The organism is Vagococcus proximus (assembly GCF_029143285.1).
Taxonomy (GTDB): Bacteria; Bacillota; Bacilli; order Lactobacillales; family Vagococcaceae; genus Vagococcus_D; species Vagococcus_D proximus.
The window spans coordinates 345,661-362,145 of sequence record NZ_JAPDSH010000002.1 but is presented as its reverse complement, the minus strand read 5'-3'; the positions used below and the strand labels follow the sequence as shown (position 1 = coordinate 362,145).

Sequence of the window (16,485 nt, the reverse complement as noted above, 5' to 3'; positions counted from 1 at the left end):
CTGTTACCCCTCTTCATTTAACGCTTCAAAAATTACTCGAACTGCAAGCGCCTTACGAGGAAAATCAGTATGGATACCGTCTAATCCTCGTTCAAAAGCACCAATCATTTGCTCTACTTTATTCACAGTCCACGGGCGGACTTTCTTAGTTGTGTAAGATGTCGTTTCTTCTCTTGCTGTTACAAACGTGATTCTAGGATGTATAGCTTCGATGTAATCAACGTGATTAGACAAACTAATCTTATCTTTTTCAGTAGACATAATATACGCTTTCGGTGTTTCTTTATCGTATTCTTGAATACGTTCTAACGATTGAAAATTAAAACTTGAGTACCAATAACTAAACGTCCAGTCTTGTGATTTCATAAGTTGCATCACCGCTTCTTCAATTCCTGGATACTCTTTTTCATCAGTTTTAATCTCAATATTCAAAATACCGTTATATCTCTCTTCTTGCAGACACACTAACACTTCTTCTAGCGTTGGAATTTTTTCACCTTTAAATTTCGGATCAAACCAACTGCCCGCATCTAATTTTTTCAATTGTTTTAGAGTAAAATCTGTTATTTCACCTTTACCATTCGTCGTTCTATTTACAGTGTTATCATGGATAACCACTAATTTATTATCTTTTGTGCATTGGACGTCTAACTCAATACCATCTGCACCTACAAGCATCGCCTCTTTAAAAGCTGCTAATGTATTTTCCGGATGAGTCCCTTTACTCCCACGATGAGCTATTATTTTAGTCATATCAATCCCTCCAATTCCCTACTATTCTATCACTTTCTAGTAAAAAGTTATAGTTTGGCTGTTATTTCTTTTTACTAGCTTTTTTCGTCCATTTATTAGATAATAAATGTATATTAATCCGAAAGTGCAGGTGAACACATATGAAAAAATTCGTATCAGGTGTTGTTGCAGGGACTACTTTAACAGTTGCTACAATCGCAGGCCTTATGTATGGCGTTAAAAAAACAGTTATCGATCCTATGGAAGAAAAAGAAAACGAAGTTATCGAAAACCGTCGCAAAGCAATGCGTAAAAGTCGTGCTCGTTAATTTAAACAAAGCTTGATTATTTAATTATAATCAAGCTTTTTCTTTTGATTTAAAGTGAAAAAAAAGAAAGTCTATGCTATTCTTAACATGATAATAACTTATTAGGAGCGCGCATATGAATAAAGAAAATTTAGCATTTTATTGTTCACTTACTACCTTTTTAGGGAAAACCTTAGGTTGTAACTACGAAATCATTTTACATGTTTTAGATACAGACAATTTCCATATTGCAGCGATTGAAAATAACCACATCAGCGGAAGAACTATCAATTCACCTATCACCGGATTTGCACTCGAGTTAATTAAATCAAAGAGACACTTAACCGAAGACTATGTTGTTGATTATAAATCACAAACCGTCAACGGTAAAAATTTAAAAGGATCGACTTTTTTTATTAAAGGAAAAAAAGGGGATCTCGAAGGAATGCTTTGTATTAACCAAGATACAAGTCAATACGAAGAACTCTCTCGTGACATATTAAGTTTAGCTGGCCTAACATCACCATGTGCGACGGTATTTGAAACAAATACTAACCAAACTTCTCATGATTCAATCGAAGTTTTAGAAGACTCTATCGAAGGGATTGTACATAGTGTTATATCCCCTGAATTACTTGATAAAAAGATTTTACTAAGCAAAGAATTAAAATTAGAAATTATTAGTAACCTAAATGATAAAGGTATCTTTCAAATTAAAGGAGCTGTCGCACGCGTTGCAGAAATTTTAAATATTTCTGAACCTAGTGTCTACCGTTATATAAAAATAGTAGAAGCAAAATAAAAAAGTCATGACACCAAGTGTCATGACTTTTTTTTATTCTTCTTTTGCTTCTACCGGTTTATTGAAAGCTTCTTTATCAAAAGTACCTTCCCATTTATCAACCATAATAGCTGATACCATTGAACCTGCAACGTTTAACATTGTACGTCCCATATCAACAATTGGGTCAATCCCGAAGATAGCACCAATACTTGAAATATGTTGACCGTATCCTAAACCGTTTAACGTTACTGTTGCCGCTACTGTCGCTGTTCCTGGTACACCGGCAATCCCGATAGAACCCACTGTCACAACAACCACTACTAAAACGTAGAAAGAGAAGTTCATTTCAGCACCTGCAGCTGACGCAATTAATGTTCCTAACATCGCTGGGAATACACCAGCACAACCGTTCATACCAACTGCTGTTCCTAATGTTCCAACAAAGTTTGAGGTTTCTTGAGAAACACCCATATCATCCTCTAATGTTTTAAGCGTGTATGGTAATGTTCCCACACTTGAACGTGAAGAGAAAGCGAATAACAATGTTGTAAATGCTTTTTTGTAGAATGTTACTGGGCTAACACCCATCAACACAAGCATCACTACATAAATTAGCATCATAATAATAACACCTGTATATAGCGCTGCAATAAAACCTAACATTCCCATAATTGATTGGATACCTTTAGAAATGATTGTATTACTTACTAAAGCAACTACACCATAAGGCATTAATTTAATAACATTAGTTAATACTGAATTAACCGTTACTTTTAATGAATCCAAAAGCGTTACAAACGGTGCAACTTGATCTGGTTTCTTCACTTGTAAGAAACGAATCGCACTTGCAAATAATGCTGCTACAATAACAACTGATACGATACTTCCATTATCTCCCATAACATTAATAATGTTACTTGGAATTAGATTTAAAAAGAATTCCGGGAAACTTTGCGACGCAATATTACTCATTGATTCAACTTTAGCTTCCGTTAAATCACCAGCAAAATCAGCTCCGTTAAGACCATATAGTTTAACAACTAAGATACCAATAGCTGCAGCAATTGCTGTTGTTCCAAGAAGAGCAGTAAATGTCTTACCTGTTAGCGTTTTTAAACGATCTCCTTTTACATCAATTACTACTTTAATAATAGATAAAAATACGACTGGAACAGCTAATAATTGCACTAATTTCAAAAATCCTGTTCCGATTAAACCGTACCACGTAGAGATTTCTAATTGAGCATAGTCCGTGTAAACTGCACTCTTACTTCCAATTAAATCAACTACCACACCCATTGCTAACCCCACAACCAACGCAATGATCATACGTTTCGAGAAGTTAACACGTTTTCCTTTTAATGCTTTTAAAAACAGAATCGCCACAATCAAAAGCGCAATCGCTCCAATTGTATAAAAATTACTAACCTTCAAAAACTGTGTAAAAAACGGTGCATCTATCATAAGTTCATCTCCTTTTATTTAGCTGTATTAGCAGCAACATTGATTGCTTCCCAAGTTGAAGCAAACGGTGGTGCATAAGCAAAATCGACAAAGCCTAATTCTTTCGTTGTTAACCCTGCATGAATCGCAGCTGTTAAACCTGTTGCACGTAATACTGTTTCATTTTTACCGAATAGTTGCGCACCATACAGGACAAATGTCTCAGCATCATAAACTAGTTTAATCATAATTTTTTCTTGTACAGTGTAATAATTAGAATGATTGTTTGTTTCGATACATGTTGTTTTATAGTTTAGGCCTTTAGCCTTCGCTTGTTTTTCTGTTAATCCAGTACTGGCAGCTTCATAAGCACCTGCTTTAATAGCACTACTTCCTAGAGCCCCAACATACTCTTCCATTTGGTCTTCAGGTACTGCAATGTTCGTTCCTACAATACGACCTAATTTATTTGCTGTCGTTGCTAAAGGAATATAAGAATCTCCTAGTAAACGATGAGGTACTGACGCACAGTCTCCTGCTGCAAAGACATCTTTTTCTGATGTACGGCCATAGTTATCAATAATAATAGCGCCATTTCCTAACATCTCTAATTGATCTTTTACAAATGCTGTATTTGGTCTGAAACCGATCGCAACAATAACTGCGTCTGCTTCATAATCCCCTTTATGAGTCTTAACAGCTGTTACTTTACCATCTGTCGTAATAAGTTCTTGTGCCAATTCATCTAGATGAATTTTAACACCTTCTTCTTCAACAGCCCCTTTTAACTTCTCAGAAAACTCAGGGTCAAATGGTCCACTCATAATAGCTGATCCGGCTTCAATTAAACGCATTTCTTTACCTTGAATAGCTAATTGATCAGCTACTTCAACACCAATAAAGCCTCCACCAATGACAACAAGCTTGTTGTATTTATCTAAGTTAGCTTTTAATTTATTGACTTGATCAATTTTTGTAATCGTATAAACATTGTCGCTATCCATTCCTGCTAACGGTGGCACAATCGGTTGCGCTCCTGTAGCAATCATTAAACGGTCATATGTTTTTGTTTTTTCTTCACCAGATTTTAAATCTGTCATTGTGATTGTTTTTGTTTTAAAGTCAATAGATGTTACGTGATGCTCTAACATTAAGTTAACACCTGATGCTTCCATTTGTTCTGGCGTACGAGCAAACATTTCATTTTGGTCTTCAAATTGGTTCCCTAAATAATAAGGTAAACCACATGCTCCAAATGAAATATATTTTTCTTTCTCAATAACTGTTACCGTAGCTTCTTTGTTTGTACGGGCAGCTTTTGCAGCAGTACTCATCCCTGCTGCAATCCCTCCAATAATAACGATTTCCATTAGTTGTTCTCCTCCGAATAATAATTTAATTTATTATTATGCTTTTTTATCAATGATGAATTCGATTTCAACTAGTGCATCTTTTGGTAATTTAGCAACTTGGAAAGCTGAACGCGCTGGGAATTCAGTCCCAAAGTAACTTCCATATACCTCGTTAAACACTGCGAAATCATTTAAATCTTTTAAGAAACACGTTGTTTTTACAACTTGATCAAATGAAGCACCTACTTCATTTAAAATAAGAGCCATATTTTCCATCACTTGTTTGATTTGATCTTCAAACTTATCTGATGGAAACTCACCTGTCATACCATCTACTGGCAATTGACCAGATACGAAGACTAAGTCTCCCGCCTCTCTATATACTGAATACGGTCCGATTGCTGCTGGAATTTTTCCCATTTTAATTTCCTCCTAGTATAGTGTTATTATTACGTACGTAATAATCATTTTTTATCCAAAAGATATTTTTTTATCACCTAGATAATTTTTTCACACTCAAAATTTAACATACAAAAAAAAGCTTGTCAATCACCTATAAAAACTTTACACACAAGACAAGACAAGCATGTAAGCATTTTCCTATAATGTGTTATTCCTAAATTTAAATGCTTATTTTCTCATTGATTTTTTAGTCTATCTTTGATAATTTTTTATCAAAACGTATTGACAAACGTTTTCATAAAATGGTATTTTTGTGGTGAAAGGGATTTATTTCTATGATAATTTTTTATATCAAGTAGTCACTATAAAAAAATGGAGGGTGTTTTATTATGAAAATCAACACAAAACTTTTACATGGTTATCCAGTAATTGATCAAGAAACTGGCGCTTCTTCAATTCCAAAATATCAAACGTCAACATTCCACCAGAAAGATGTTTTTAATCACACGGGCTATAGTTACAGCCGTTTTGCCAATCCAACAGTTGATGCTGCTGAAAAATGTATCGCAGCTCTTGAAGATGCAAAATTTGGTTTAGCCTTCTCATCAGGGATGGCTGCCATCAATTCTGTTCTATTCATGTTATCAAATGGCGACCACTTAGTTTTAGGAAAAAACATTTATGGCGGTACCTTCCAAACGGTTAATGACTTCTTAGTCCGTTTTGGTGTAGAGTGCACATTCGTTGATGAATCAAATGTTAAAGAATGGGAAGCCGCCATCCAACCTAATACTAAAATGTTTTATTTAGAATCTCCATCAAATCCGCTTCTTACGATTACAGACTTAAAAGAAGTAGCAAACATTGCGAAACAACATGATATCTTAACTGCTTCAGACAATACATTTATGACACCACTCTCACAACATCCTCTTGAATTAGGGATAGACATCGTGATTCATAGTGCTACTAAATTTATCAATGGTCATAGCGATGTGGTTGCTGGACTTGTGGTCACAAATAATGAAGACTTACACACGCAACTAAAAATGCATCAAAAAGCATTAGGTGGTACATTAGGTGCTGAAGATGCTTGGTTAATGTTACGTGGTGTTAAAACAATGGGACTTCGCATGGAAAAATCAATCGCCAATGCCCAACAACTCGCAGACTATTTAATAACGAAACCCCAAGTAAAAAATGTTTACTACCCAGGTTTAAAAACACATAAAGACCACGATATCCATATCAAGCAAGCAAGTGATGGCGGTGCTGTTTTATCATTTGAACTTGAAACCGAAGAACAAGTCGCTCACCTTTTTGAACATTGTCGCGTGCCAATTGTTGCTGTCAGCTTAGGGGGAGTTGAATCTATTCTCTCTTATCCTTGGCTAATGTCACACGCTTGTATGCCTGAAGAAGAGCGTTTAAATATGGGTGTTACCCCTACTCTAATTCGTTTATCATGCGGAATAGAAGACATAGAAGATTTACTTTCCGATTTAGAGAATAGCATTAAATAGTCATTCTTACCACTAAAAAGCTCCCCAAAGATTAATCTTTGGGGAGCTTTTTTATATAAGTCGCTTACGCTTTAGTAACGTTTGTTGCTTGAGGTCCACGATCTGATGTTTCAACATCAAAAGTCACTGCTTGACCTTCTTCTAAAGTTTTGAAACCCTCATCTTGAATAGCTGAAAAATGTACGAATACATCTCCACCTTCATTTTCGCGTTCGATAAAACCGAATCCTTTTTCTGCGTTAAACCATTTAACTGACCCTTTTTCCATGTTACATTCCTCCTCGTGCATTTATGCACTATATAATGATGTAGTCTACTCAGTAAAGCACGAGAGAGTTAATACTTTCACGTTCACTTCCTAGAGATTACACTTATATAGTACGCCAAATTATAGTATTTAGCAAGGAAAACGATTATAGAGAAATGTGATATATATTAAAACTCTCCCATTTCTCTAAAACTATAATAAGCATCATTCCCTATAATCAAGTGATCTAACAGTGGTATCCCAATAATATCACCTGATTCTTTTACTCGTTTCGTGAATACCTTATCGTTATCTGATGGTGTTAAATTTCCCGAAGGATGATTATGCGCTAGAATAAGATGAGCCGCAGAATACCTCACTGCTAATCGATAAATTTCTCTAGGATGAGCTACTGATTGATTCAAACTGCCAATAAATACTGTTTCTTGTTTTATTATTTCATTATTTGTATTTAAATATAGTGCAACTAACTTTTCTTGATGTAAGTCTTTCATTTCATGGATTAGTTTTTTTCCAATCCCTTCACTTGATGACACCTTTCCTGTTTTTTCTAATTTAGATTCAGCTAACCGCTCACCTAATTCTAGAACACATTTTATTTCTATCGCTTTTGCTTTGCCAATACCCTTTATTTCGAGTAATTCTTCCACTGTCGCTTTTTTTAAATCATACAACGTTGGAAAATTTTGCATAATTTGAATAGCTAGTTCGATAACGTTTTTTCCTTTACCACCCGTTCTTAAAATGACAGCTAATAATTCATATGAAGCCAATGATTTTACGCCTTCATTTAAAGCTCTCTCTCTTGGTAATGAATCTTGTGGAAAATCTGCCAATTCGTTCGATAATTCTTTGATAATCAATAAAAAGACCTCCTTTCACACTCTACTTACTAGATACGTGAAAGAAAGTCTTTTCATTTTATTTAGTTAACATTTTTTTAACATCAACTAAACTTGTTACAATTGATTCTGCTTTTTCGATCATCTCTGAATTAGGCTGTAATAAATCAGGAACCACAACTACATCTACACCTGCACCATATGCAGCGCGTACACCATTGATTGAATCCTCTAACATCAAACAGTCAGATGCGTCTAACCCTAAACGAGCTACTGCTTTTTCGACAATCTCAGGATCTGGCTTCGCACGTTTAACATCTTCAGACGACACGATATCGATAAAATAATCTGATATACCCGCTTCACGTACTAAAATATTGATAAAACGACGAAGGTTACTTGACGCGATAATACATGGGATATTTTGCTCTTTTAACTGATCAAGTAACTCACGTGCACCTGGTTTTAAATCAACTAATCCTGCTTCAAAACGACGTTCAGTTTCTGCGTAAGTCACTTCAATAAACTCATCAATCGCTTCTTTACCCGCTTCAATAAAGTCAGTATAGAACGCCTCATGAAGCTCCTCATCAGACTTACCTACATGTTTCATATAATAGGCCTCATCATAGCCTTTAATACCATACTCTGGGGCTAACGCTGTATGAACATCACAATAAATAGACTCTGTATCAAATAGCAAACCATCCATATCAAATATAATACCTTTGTAGCTTTTACTCATAGAACTTTCCTCCTAAAATAAATGCTCTTACTTGTGAGATAAAATAAAGCGAACCTGTCACAACAATCATATCATCCTTTTGACATGATTCAGTTAAGTTCAACAGACCATCTTGCCAATTACTCTCACTTTTAACATCTCTTAACACTGATGTTGGGTACTCTTCAATGCTACGTGCCTTCGGATAATCAAAAGTCGTTACTGTTAATTCAACATTAGGTAAACTTTGGAACAACTCTATCATAGGCTGACACGCTTTAGTTGATAATGATGCAAACATCACATGAATTTTTTTCCCACTGGCTATCGTTGCTAAACTTTCAACCAAACGCCTCACTGCCGGCTCATTATGTGCCCCATCTAATAGAATAAGTGGTTCTTTTCGGACCACTTCCAAACGACCAGACCAATGAGCTTGTGACAAACCTGATTTAATCGTTTTTTCACTGACCGTATAACCTAACAACGGTGCTAAAATCTCATAAAGTTTAATCGCAACTGATGCATTGTCCACTTGATGTTTACCAATTAAAGACACTTTAATATCAGCTAAATCTAACTGCTCTGATTGATAGGTAAACCGTTCTCCAACTAATGCTATAGACTCATGTTTGCTGCTACTAAAGGCTTCGCCGTATTTGTAAATTGGGGATTTTTTTGCATCAGCTTCGGCAGTTATGACGGTAACAGCTGATTCTGGTAGCTCACCTAAAATAACAGGTACTTCGTTTTTAATGATACCTGCTTTTTGAAAAGCAATCTCTTCAATCGTATTACCTAAAATGTCCATATGATCCATGCCGATTGTGGTAATAGCAGCAGCAAGTGGTGTGATGACATTTGTACAATCTAATAATCCACCTAAACCAACCTCAACAATCGCTATATCCACCTTTTGTTCTGCAAAATAACCAAACATTAAGGCCGTCACTATTTCAAATTCAGTGATACCACTCACTTCTTCAATCGCATCCAGTTCAACTACTAGAGGCTGTAACAATAGAACCCATCTGACTAAGTCGTCATTAGGAATAGGTCGATTATTTATCGCAATTCGTTCATTAAAATAAGTAATAAAAGGTGAGGTATAGGTCCCCACCTTTAAATTTTCTTCTTCTAATAAACATCTTAAATCTGTGACAGTCGAGCCTTTACCGTTTGTACCGGCTATATGAACAGTCTTGATTTTATGTTGAGGGTTATCTAACTTTTCAAGCAACGCTTCGACACGCTGTAACCCTGGTCGACTACCAAATGCTAACCGACCATGAATCCAATCTAATGCTTCTTGATACGTCATTCAAACCCTCCTAGTTTATTATTTTTTTAACGTTGCAATACGTTCTTTAACAGCTGCTTGTTTTTCAAGGTAATCTTTTTCTTTTTCACGTTCTGCTGCAACAACGGCTTCTGGAGCCCCTGCTACAAAACGTTCGTTAGAAAGTTTGCCTTGAACCATTTTCACTTCTTTCGTCCATTTGTCTAATTCTTTTTCAAGACGAACAATCTCTTCATCAATATTAATTAAATCAGCAAGTGGTAAGTAAATTTCAGCTCCTGTAATCACAGCACTCATTGCAAGCTCTGGTGCTTCAATACTTGGTGAAATTTCTAATTCTTCTGGGTTACAGAAACGCTCGATATAGCTTGTGTTCTCTTTCAAGAATTCTTCTACTGAACTGTCTGTTGTTTTAATTAATAATGTAATAGTCTTAGACATTGGTGTATTTACCTCAGAACGGATGTTACGAACTGAACGGATTAATTCTTTAAGTACTTCCATACCATCTGCAGCTTTAGTATCAATCATACTTTCGTCTTTAACTGGGTATGGTGCCACAACAATTGAGTCACCTTGATGAGGGATTTTTTCCCAAATCGCTTCTGATACGAAAGGCATAATTGGGTGGATTAGACGCATAATGTTATCTAATGTGTGAACTAAGATACTACGTGTCATTTGTTTTTGGACGTCATCTTCACCGTAAAGAACTTCTTTACTCATTTCGATATACCAGTCACAGAAATCATCCCAGATGAAGTTATATAGGTAACGTCCAGCTTCACCAAATTCATATTTTTCAAACTGTGTGTTCACACGTTCAATTGTTTCATTTAAACGAGTTAAGATCCAACGATCCGCAACAGTCTTATGACCATCTAAGTTGATATCTTCATAGGTAAAGTCTTCAGTATTCATTAATACGAAACGACTTGCATTCCAAATTTTGTTGATGAAATTCCAAGCAGCATCCATCTTATCATAGCTGAAGCGCATATCTTGTCCTGGTGTAGAGCCTGTTGATAAGAACCAACGTAAGCTATCTGCTCCGTATTTATCAATCACATCCATTGGGTCAATTCCGTTACCAAGAGATTTACTCATTTTACGTCCATCTTCAGCACGGATTAACCCATGAATTAATACATTTTCAAATGGGGCTTTTTCAGTAAATTCTAAACTTTGGAAAATCATACGACTTACCCAGAAGAAAATAATATCATAACCTGTTACTAATGTTGAATTAGGGAAATAACGTTTGTAATCTGGATTTTCTTCATCTGGCCAACCCATACCTGAGAATGGGAATAACGCTGAACTGAACCATGTATCTAGCACATCTTCATCTTGGTTCCAGTTTTCTGGGTCTTTTGGTGCTTCTTCACCTACATACATTTCGCCTGTTTCTTTATGATACCAAGCTGGAATACGATGTCCCCACCATAATTGGCGAGAGATACACCAGTCATGAACGTTTTCCATCCAAGACATAAACGTATTTTCAAAACGAGGTGGGAAAAATTCTACTTTATCGTCTGTTCCTTGGTTATCCATTGCTTTTTTAGCAAGAGGCTCCATTTTAACAAACCATTGTGTTGATAAACGCGGTTCAACAACAACACCACTACGTTCAGAATGTCCAACGCTATGTGTCATTTTTTCAATTTTAACCAAACGTCCTTCAGCATCTAAATCAGCAATAACTGCTTTACGCGCTTCAAAACGGTCCATTCCAGCGTATTTTCCACCTAGGTCATTGATAGAACCGTCTTCATCCATAACATTAACACGTGGAAGATCATGACGATTACCAACCTCAAAGTCATTAGGGTCATGGGCTGGTGTAATTTTAACAACACCTGTACCAAAGTCCATCTCAACATACTCATCAGCAACTACTGGAATCTCTTTATTTAATAAAGGTAAAATAACATTTTTACCAATTAAATGTTGGTAACGCTCATCATCCGGGTGAACAGCAACTGCCGTATCTCCTAACATTGTTTCAGGACGAGTTGTCGCAATTTCAACGCTATCCCCACTACCATCAGCAATTAAATAGCTCATGTGATAGAACGCGCCTTCAACATCTTTATGAATAACTTCAATATCTGATAAAGCTGTTTTAGCTTTAGGATCCCAGTTGATGATAAACTCACCACGGTAAATTAAGCCTTTTTCATATAATTTAACAAATACTTTTTTTACCGCATCTGATAACCCATCATCTAATGTAAAACGTTCACGGTCATAGTCTACAGAAATCCCAACTTTACCCCATTGCTCACGGATATGCCCTGCGTATTCCTCTTTCCATTCCCATGTTTTATCTAAGAATTTTTCACGACCTAAGTCATAACGCGAAATGCCGTCTTCTGCTAATTTAGCTTCAACTTTTGCTTGTGTCGCAATACCAGCATGGTCCATTCCAGGCATCCATAATGTATCGTAGCCTTGCATACGTTTATGACGAATAATAATATCTTGTAAGGTTGTGTCCCAAGCGTGACCTAAATGTAGTTTACCAGTTACGTTTGGTGGTGGAATAACGATTGAGTAAGGTTCTGCTTTAGGGTCTTCACTCGGTTTAAATAACCCTTTTTCTACCCATTTTTTGTAACGGCCCGCTTCAACAGCTTGCGGTTCGTACTTTGTTGCCAGATTTTTTTCTTCTGTCATATCGATTCCTTCTTTCTTTTATATAAGTTTTTTTAATAATAATGATTAACCGTGACGGTCAGGTGACAGTATTTTATCAATAAAAAAAGCCCTAAAACACAGTTGTGTTTTAGGGCGAATTTACGCGGTACCACCTAAATTTATAGCAGACTATCCTGCTACATCTTGGTGTGAAATAACGGTCACAACTCGGAATAGCCTACTATTAGTTCAGCTACTCAGACTATAAGCTACCTTCACTTCTTTAGAAATAAAAATCTTTCAGCCTTGGATTTTCTCTCTATGACTTCACCAGAAGTTACTCCTCTTAATCAGGGTCTTATCAACAGTTTACACGTTAATATTCTATTCGTCAATTCTAATCTTATAGTGATTTAACAAAATTGAGAGCAGCTTCGTAATTAGGCTCTTCCGCTACTTCAGGAACGATTTCTTGATATCTTACAATACCTTCAGCATCGATTACGATAATTGTACGTGCTAAGAAATTCATCTCTGGAATATAAAGACCATATGCTTTGCCAAATACTTTTTCTGGGTCGTGTAACATTTCCATCCCTACACCTTCAGCAGCACACCAGTTTGCTTGCTGCTCTTTAGTATTAGAAGAGATTGTCATTAAATGAACACCTTCTAAATTTGCGGCTTCTTGATTAAAACGTTTCGTTTGAATGTGACAAACTGATGTATTAATATCTGGAACGATACTTAACACTACTGGTTGTCCTTTAAGTGAACTTAATGAAATTTCTTTATCCTCTAAATTGTTTAATTTAAACTCTGGAGCTTTTTCTCCTACTACTACTTGTTTACCTTCTAATTCTGTTGGTTTACCTTTTAATGTTACTTCCATGTTATCCGCCTCCGATAGTCTATTTGTTCTACCTCTAGTGTACAAAAAAAAAGCATCCTCTACCAAGAAGACGCTTGTGATTTTTTAACCATGCGCTATTGATTAGCGAAATTAAACTGTTTATTTGATGTGAAATTCTCATCGAAATAAATAAGGGTTTGGAGTTCCGTCGTTAAATCAATGTATTGAATTTTAACATTATCTGGCACCTTCACACGACCTGGTGCAAAATTTAAAATAGCTGTAATACCTGCTTCAACCATTTGATCAACCGCTGCCTGGGAATGTTGACTTGGAACAGTTGCAATTGCTGTTGTAATTCCTTCTTTTTCAACTATTTTTGTTAAATCTTTCATGTCTTGAATAACGATGTTATTAATCTTTGTCCCCACTAATTCTGAATCACTATCAAAGGCAGCCACAATCGTCAGGTTATCATTACGTCGGAAATTATTCTTTACTAGCGCTTTTCCTAGATTACCAGCACCTACTAAGGCGATTTTCTTTTCAACTTGGGTATTTAAAATATGACTAAACACTTGGATTAAATAACTGACATCGTAGCCATAACCACTGCGACCTAATTCCCCAAAGTGAGAAAAATCACGACGAATGGTGGCAGATGGCACTTGGATAAGTTGGCTAAATTCTTTTGATTTAATACGCTCTACTTTTGACTCCTCAAGCATTTTTAAATAACGATAATACAATGGAATACGCTTGGCTGTTGCGTTAGGAATCTTACATTCTTCGACCTTGCTCATACTGACACCTCCTTGTTAAAATATTCACACTTTCAGTTTACCACTGTCTAGACCTATTGACAACAACTTTGTGAAGAATTAACCAAACAAAAAAGACTAGAATGTTATTTCTAGTCTTTTTCATACTATAATAAATCAGAAAATTCGTCTTTTTCACCCTGTAAATAAGTCTGTCCTGATTGAATCTCAGAAATGACAATCCCATCAACTGCTCTAGCAACAAGACCTTCAACATCCATCTTCTCTTCAAACGCAAGCGCACGGTCTAAACGTGGCTTTGTTTTAGGTTTAGGTGGCGCAAAAATAGTGCAACAATCTTCAAAAGGTTGAATTGCTAAATCAAAGGTATCGATTTTTTCAGCGATTTCAATAATTTCATTTTTATCCATCGCAACGACTGGTCTAATAATTGGTGTTGTTGTCACATCATTAATTGCAATCATACTATGTAACGTTTGCGAAGCTACTTGACCTAATGATTCACCATTAAAAATAGCTAGCCCTTTACGTTTCTTCATAATCTCATCAGTTATACGTAACATGAATCGACGCGTGATTGTCATTAAATACCCTTCATCCACATGTTTCTTAATTTCTTCTTGAATTTCAGTGAACGGAACTTCAATAAACTGAATACCCCCTACATACGGCACTAGTTTAACAGTTAAATCTTTGGCTTTATCTAAAGCTTGTTGACTTGTGTAAGGTGGACTATGGAAATGAACGGCTTCAATTTCTACTCCACGTTTCATCGCTAAGAATCCTGCTACTGGTGAATCAATTCCTCCAGATAACATTAACATTCCTTTCCCACTAGAACCTACAGGTAAACCGCCAGCTCCTCTTATTGTCTCACATGACAAGTAAGCCCCATCCATACGAATCTCAACACGCATCGTGATGTCGGGCTGTTTCATCTTAACGGCAATATCCGGAATAGCTTGAATGACATGATACCCTACTTCACGGTTCAACTCATTCGTGTCTAGTACAAAATCATGATCAGCACGTCTTGTATTAACTTTGAAGCTCATGCCGTCTTCGTAATTTTCCTTGACCATTCTAACTGCTGTTTCATAGATTGTATCCAAATCTTTTTCAACACGTATTGCTGGCGAAAAGTTTTGAATACCAAAAATTGGCTTTAAGGCTTCAATAACACCTTGGCTATCTTCGCCATTTAAAAGTAAATGCATCCGATCACGTTCACCGTGAACTTTTACATTTGGATAAGCACGCAGCGCTTTTTTTACATTTTGTGCTAATATGCGAATAAAAATCTTTTTGTTTTTACCCTTTGTTGATAGTTCACCATAGCGAACCATTATCTCAGTATAATTCATTCAGTTCCATCCTTACTAACTATTAATTTTTGAAAACTGTTCTTGTAATTGATTGAAAGCAACCATAAATTGCTCTGCTTCAACCATTGTTGATTCGGCATTCAAACTCGCACGAACTGCTGTAATAGCCTTATCATCTGCCACACCCATAGCATGTAACGTACTACCAGATACTTTACTCTTACTTGAACAAGCACTTGTTGTCGAAATAATAATATCCTTTTTCTCAAAAGCGTGTACAAGTACCTCGCCTTTGATATCCTTCAAACCAAAACAAATAATATGTGGGGCAAAATCATCTGAGTCTTCAGAGAATAACGTTACTTTATCATATTTTCCTAGTGAATCCATTAAGTACTCTTTGATATTTGCTTCACGTTTATTTTTTAACTCTTGATCTTCTAACTGAAGCCTAACTGCTCTGGCCATCGCTACTATTCCCGCTACATTTTCAGTCCCACTACGTTTTTGACCTTCTTGCCCACCACCATTTAATAACGGTGCAATACGACGGCCTTTACGCCAATAAATAAATCCAACCCCTTTAGGACCGTGGAATTTGTGAGCTGAAAATGTCGCAAAATCAACACGAGGTGTTATATATTTAGAAACTGGAACTTTACCTAACGCCTGTACAGCATCCACATGGAAATGAATCGTTGGATATGATTCTAATACTTCCCCTATTTCTTTGATAGGTTGAATCGCACCCATCTCATTATTAACACCCATTATAGATACTAAGATAGTATCTTTACGGATTAAACTTTCTAATTCCTCAACTTTAGCACGGCCACGTTTATCCACCGGTAGCACACTAATTTCAAAACCAAACTCAACTAACTGTGCTGCAGCTTTTGAAACCGCACTGTGTTCTACAGCAGAAATAATAATATGTTTGCCAAAGCCATGTTTCTCAATAGCTGTTCCTTTGATGACCCAGTTATCACCTTCTGTCCCACCACTTGTAAAGAAGATTTCTTCAGGGGTTACACTTAGGCCTTCAGCAATTTGCTTCCGTGACTCTGAAAGCAAACGACTCGCTTGGTTTCCTAAATGATGTAAACTTGAAGGATTTCCCATAATACGTTGAGATGTCTTCATGTAGGCATCTAAAACGCTAGGATTAATTGCAGTTGTCGCACTATTATCAAAATATATCATC

Annotated in this window: 16 protein-coding genes and 1 other annotated feature; of the genes, 3 read left to right on the top strand and 13 right to left on the bottom strand. The window is 36.2% G+C overall.

Annotated elements, in window-relative coordinates; translation table 11 throughout:
• Window positions 1-3 precede the first annotated feature (3 nt).
• A complete protein-coding gene (locus tag OL233_RS04295) occupies window positions 4-753 on the bottom strand; it encodes a glycerophosphodiester phosphodiesterase (protein ID WP_275471126.1) in 750 nt (249 codons plus the stop codon).
• Window positions 754-893: 140 nt separating this feature from the next.
• Here OL233_RS04295 and OL233_RS04290 point away from each other — a divergent pair, with 140 nt between their 5' ends.
• Together OL233_RS04290 and OL233_RS04285 are read left to right on the top strand one after the other, a co-directional pair.
• The gene (locus OL233_RS04290; RefSeq protein ID WP_126831342.1) at window positions 894-1,061 is read left to right on the top strand and encodes a DUF3042 family protein; all 168 of its coding nucleotides are present in this window, start codon (window positions 894-896) and stop codon (window positions 1,059-1,061) included.
• Between the two features lie 115 nt (window positions 1,062-1,176).
• Window positions 1,177-1,842 carry a helix-turn-helix transcriptional regulator gene (locus tag OL233_RS04285; protein ID WP_275471125.1) on the top strand — a complete coding sequence of 222 codons (666 nt, stop codon included), beginning with the start codon at window positions 1,177-1,179 and terminating at the stop codon, window positions 1,840-1,842.
• 33 nt (window positions 1,843-1,875) lie between these two features.
• On the opposite strand, the gene OL233_RS04280 is transcribed toward OL233_RS04285, so the two are convergent.
• The 3 genes from OL233_RS04280 to OL233_RS04270 are packed head-to-tail and all read right to left on the bottom strand — an operon-like array spanning window position 1,876 to window position 5,039.
• Window positions 1,876-3,288 (bottom strand): cation:dicarboxylate symporter family transporter, encoded by a 1,413-nt coding sequence (locus tag OL233_RS04280; protein WP_275471124.1) that lies wholly within the window; start codon window positions 3,286-3,288, stop codon window positions 1,876-1,878.
• Window positions 3,289-3,302: 14 nt separating this feature from the next.
• Window positions 3,303-4,637: a CoA-disulfide reductase gene (locus OL233_RS04275; RefSeq protein WP_275471123.1), complete on the bottom strand. Its 1,335-nt coding sequence runs from the start codon at window positions 4,635-4,637 to the stop codon at window positions 3,303-3,305.
• A 36-nt stretch (window positions 4,638-4,673) separates the two neighbouring features.
• Window positions 4,674-5,039: a Rid family detoxifying hydrolase gene (locus OL233_RS04270; RefSeq protein WP_275471122.1), complete on the bottom strand. Its 366-nt coding sequence runs from the start codon at window positions 5,037-5,039 to the stop codon at window positions 4,674-4,676.
• A gap of 371 nt (window positions 5,040-5,410) precedes the next feature.
• On the opposite strand from OL233_RS04270, the gene OL233_RS04265 reads away from it, so the two are divergent.
• Window positions 5,411-6,544, top strand: coding sequence for a trans-sulfuration enzyme family protein (locus OL233_RS04265; protein WP_275471121.1), 1,134 nt, complete (start codon window positions 5,411-5,413; stop codon window positions 6,542-6,544).
• Window positions 6,545-6,608: 64 nt separating this feature from the next.
• Here the strand turns inward: OL233_RS04265 and OL233_RS04260 are convergent, their stop codons facing one another.
• The 9 genes from OL233_RS04260 to OL233_RS04220 form a co-directional block, all read right to left on the bottom strand.
• Complete coding sequence (locus OL233_RS04260; RefSeq protein ID WP_275471120.1) at window positions 6,609-6,812, bottom strand: cold-shock protein; 204 nt, start codon at window positions 6,810-6,812, stop codon at window positions 6,609-6,611.
• Window positions 6,813-6,979: 167 nt separating this feature from the next.
• Window positions 6,980-7,672, bottom strand: a complete 693-nt coding sequence (gene radC, locus OL233_RS04255; RefSeq protein WP_275471193.1) for a RadC family protein — start codon at window positions 7,670-7,672, stop codon at window positions 6,980-6,982.
• 61 nt (window positions 7,673-7,733) lie between these two features.
• On the bottom strand, window positions 7,734-8,399 hold the full coding sequence (locus OL233_RS04250) for an HAD family hydrolase (RefSeq protein WP_275471119.1): 666 nt from the start codon (window positions 8,397-8,399) through the stop codon (window positions 7,734-7,736).
• A complete protein-coding gene (locus tag OL233_RS04245; RefSeq protein WP_275471118.1) occupies window positions 8,392-9,699 on the bottom strand; it encodes a bifunctional folylpolyglutamate synthase/dihydrofolate synthase in 1,308 nt (435 codons plus the stop codon). The genes OL233_RS04250 and OL233_RS04245 overlap by 8 nt, the downstream gene beginning before the upstream one ends.
• Window positions 9,700-9,717: 18 nt before the next feature.
• Window positions 9,718-12,360: a valine--tRNA ligase gene (locus OL233_RS04240; RefSeq protein ID WP_275471117.1), complete on the bottom strand. Its 2,643-nt coding sequence runs from the start codon at window positions 12,358-12,360 to the stop codon at window positions 9,718-9,720.
• 107 nt (window positions 12,361-12,467) lie between these two features.
• Window positions 12,468-12,685 (bottom strand) — a binding site (T-box leader).
• A gap of 39 nt (window positions 12,686-12,724) precedes the next feature.
• Complete coding sequence (gene tpx / locus OL233_RS04235) at window positions 12,725-13,213, bottom strand: thiol peroxidase (protein ID WP_275471116.1); 489 nt, start codon at window positions 13,211-13,213, stop codon at window positions 12,725-12,727.
• Window positions 13,214-13,308: 95 nt separating this feature from the next.
• Window positions 13,309-13,977, bottom strand: coding sequence for a redox-sensing transcriptional repressor Rex (locus OL233_RS04230; protein WP_275471115.1), 669 nt, complete (start codon window positions 13,975-13,977; stop codon window positions 13,309-13,311).
• 125 nt (window positions 13,978-14,102) lie between these two features.
• On the bottom strand, window positions 14,103-15,320 hold the full coding sequence (gene thiI / locus OL233_RS04225) for a tRNA uracil 4-sulfurtransferase ThiI (protein WP_275471114.1): 1,218 nt from the start codon (window positions 15,318-15,320) through the stop codon (window positions 14,103-14,105).
• Window positions 15,321-15,335: 15 nt separating this feature from the next.
• Complete coding sequence (locus OL233_RS04220; protein WP_275471192.1) at window positions 15,336-16,484, bottom strand: cysteine desulfurase family protein; 1,149 nt, start codon at window positions 16,482-16,484, stop codon at window positions 15,336-15,338.
• Window position 16,485: the final 1 nt, after the last annotated feature.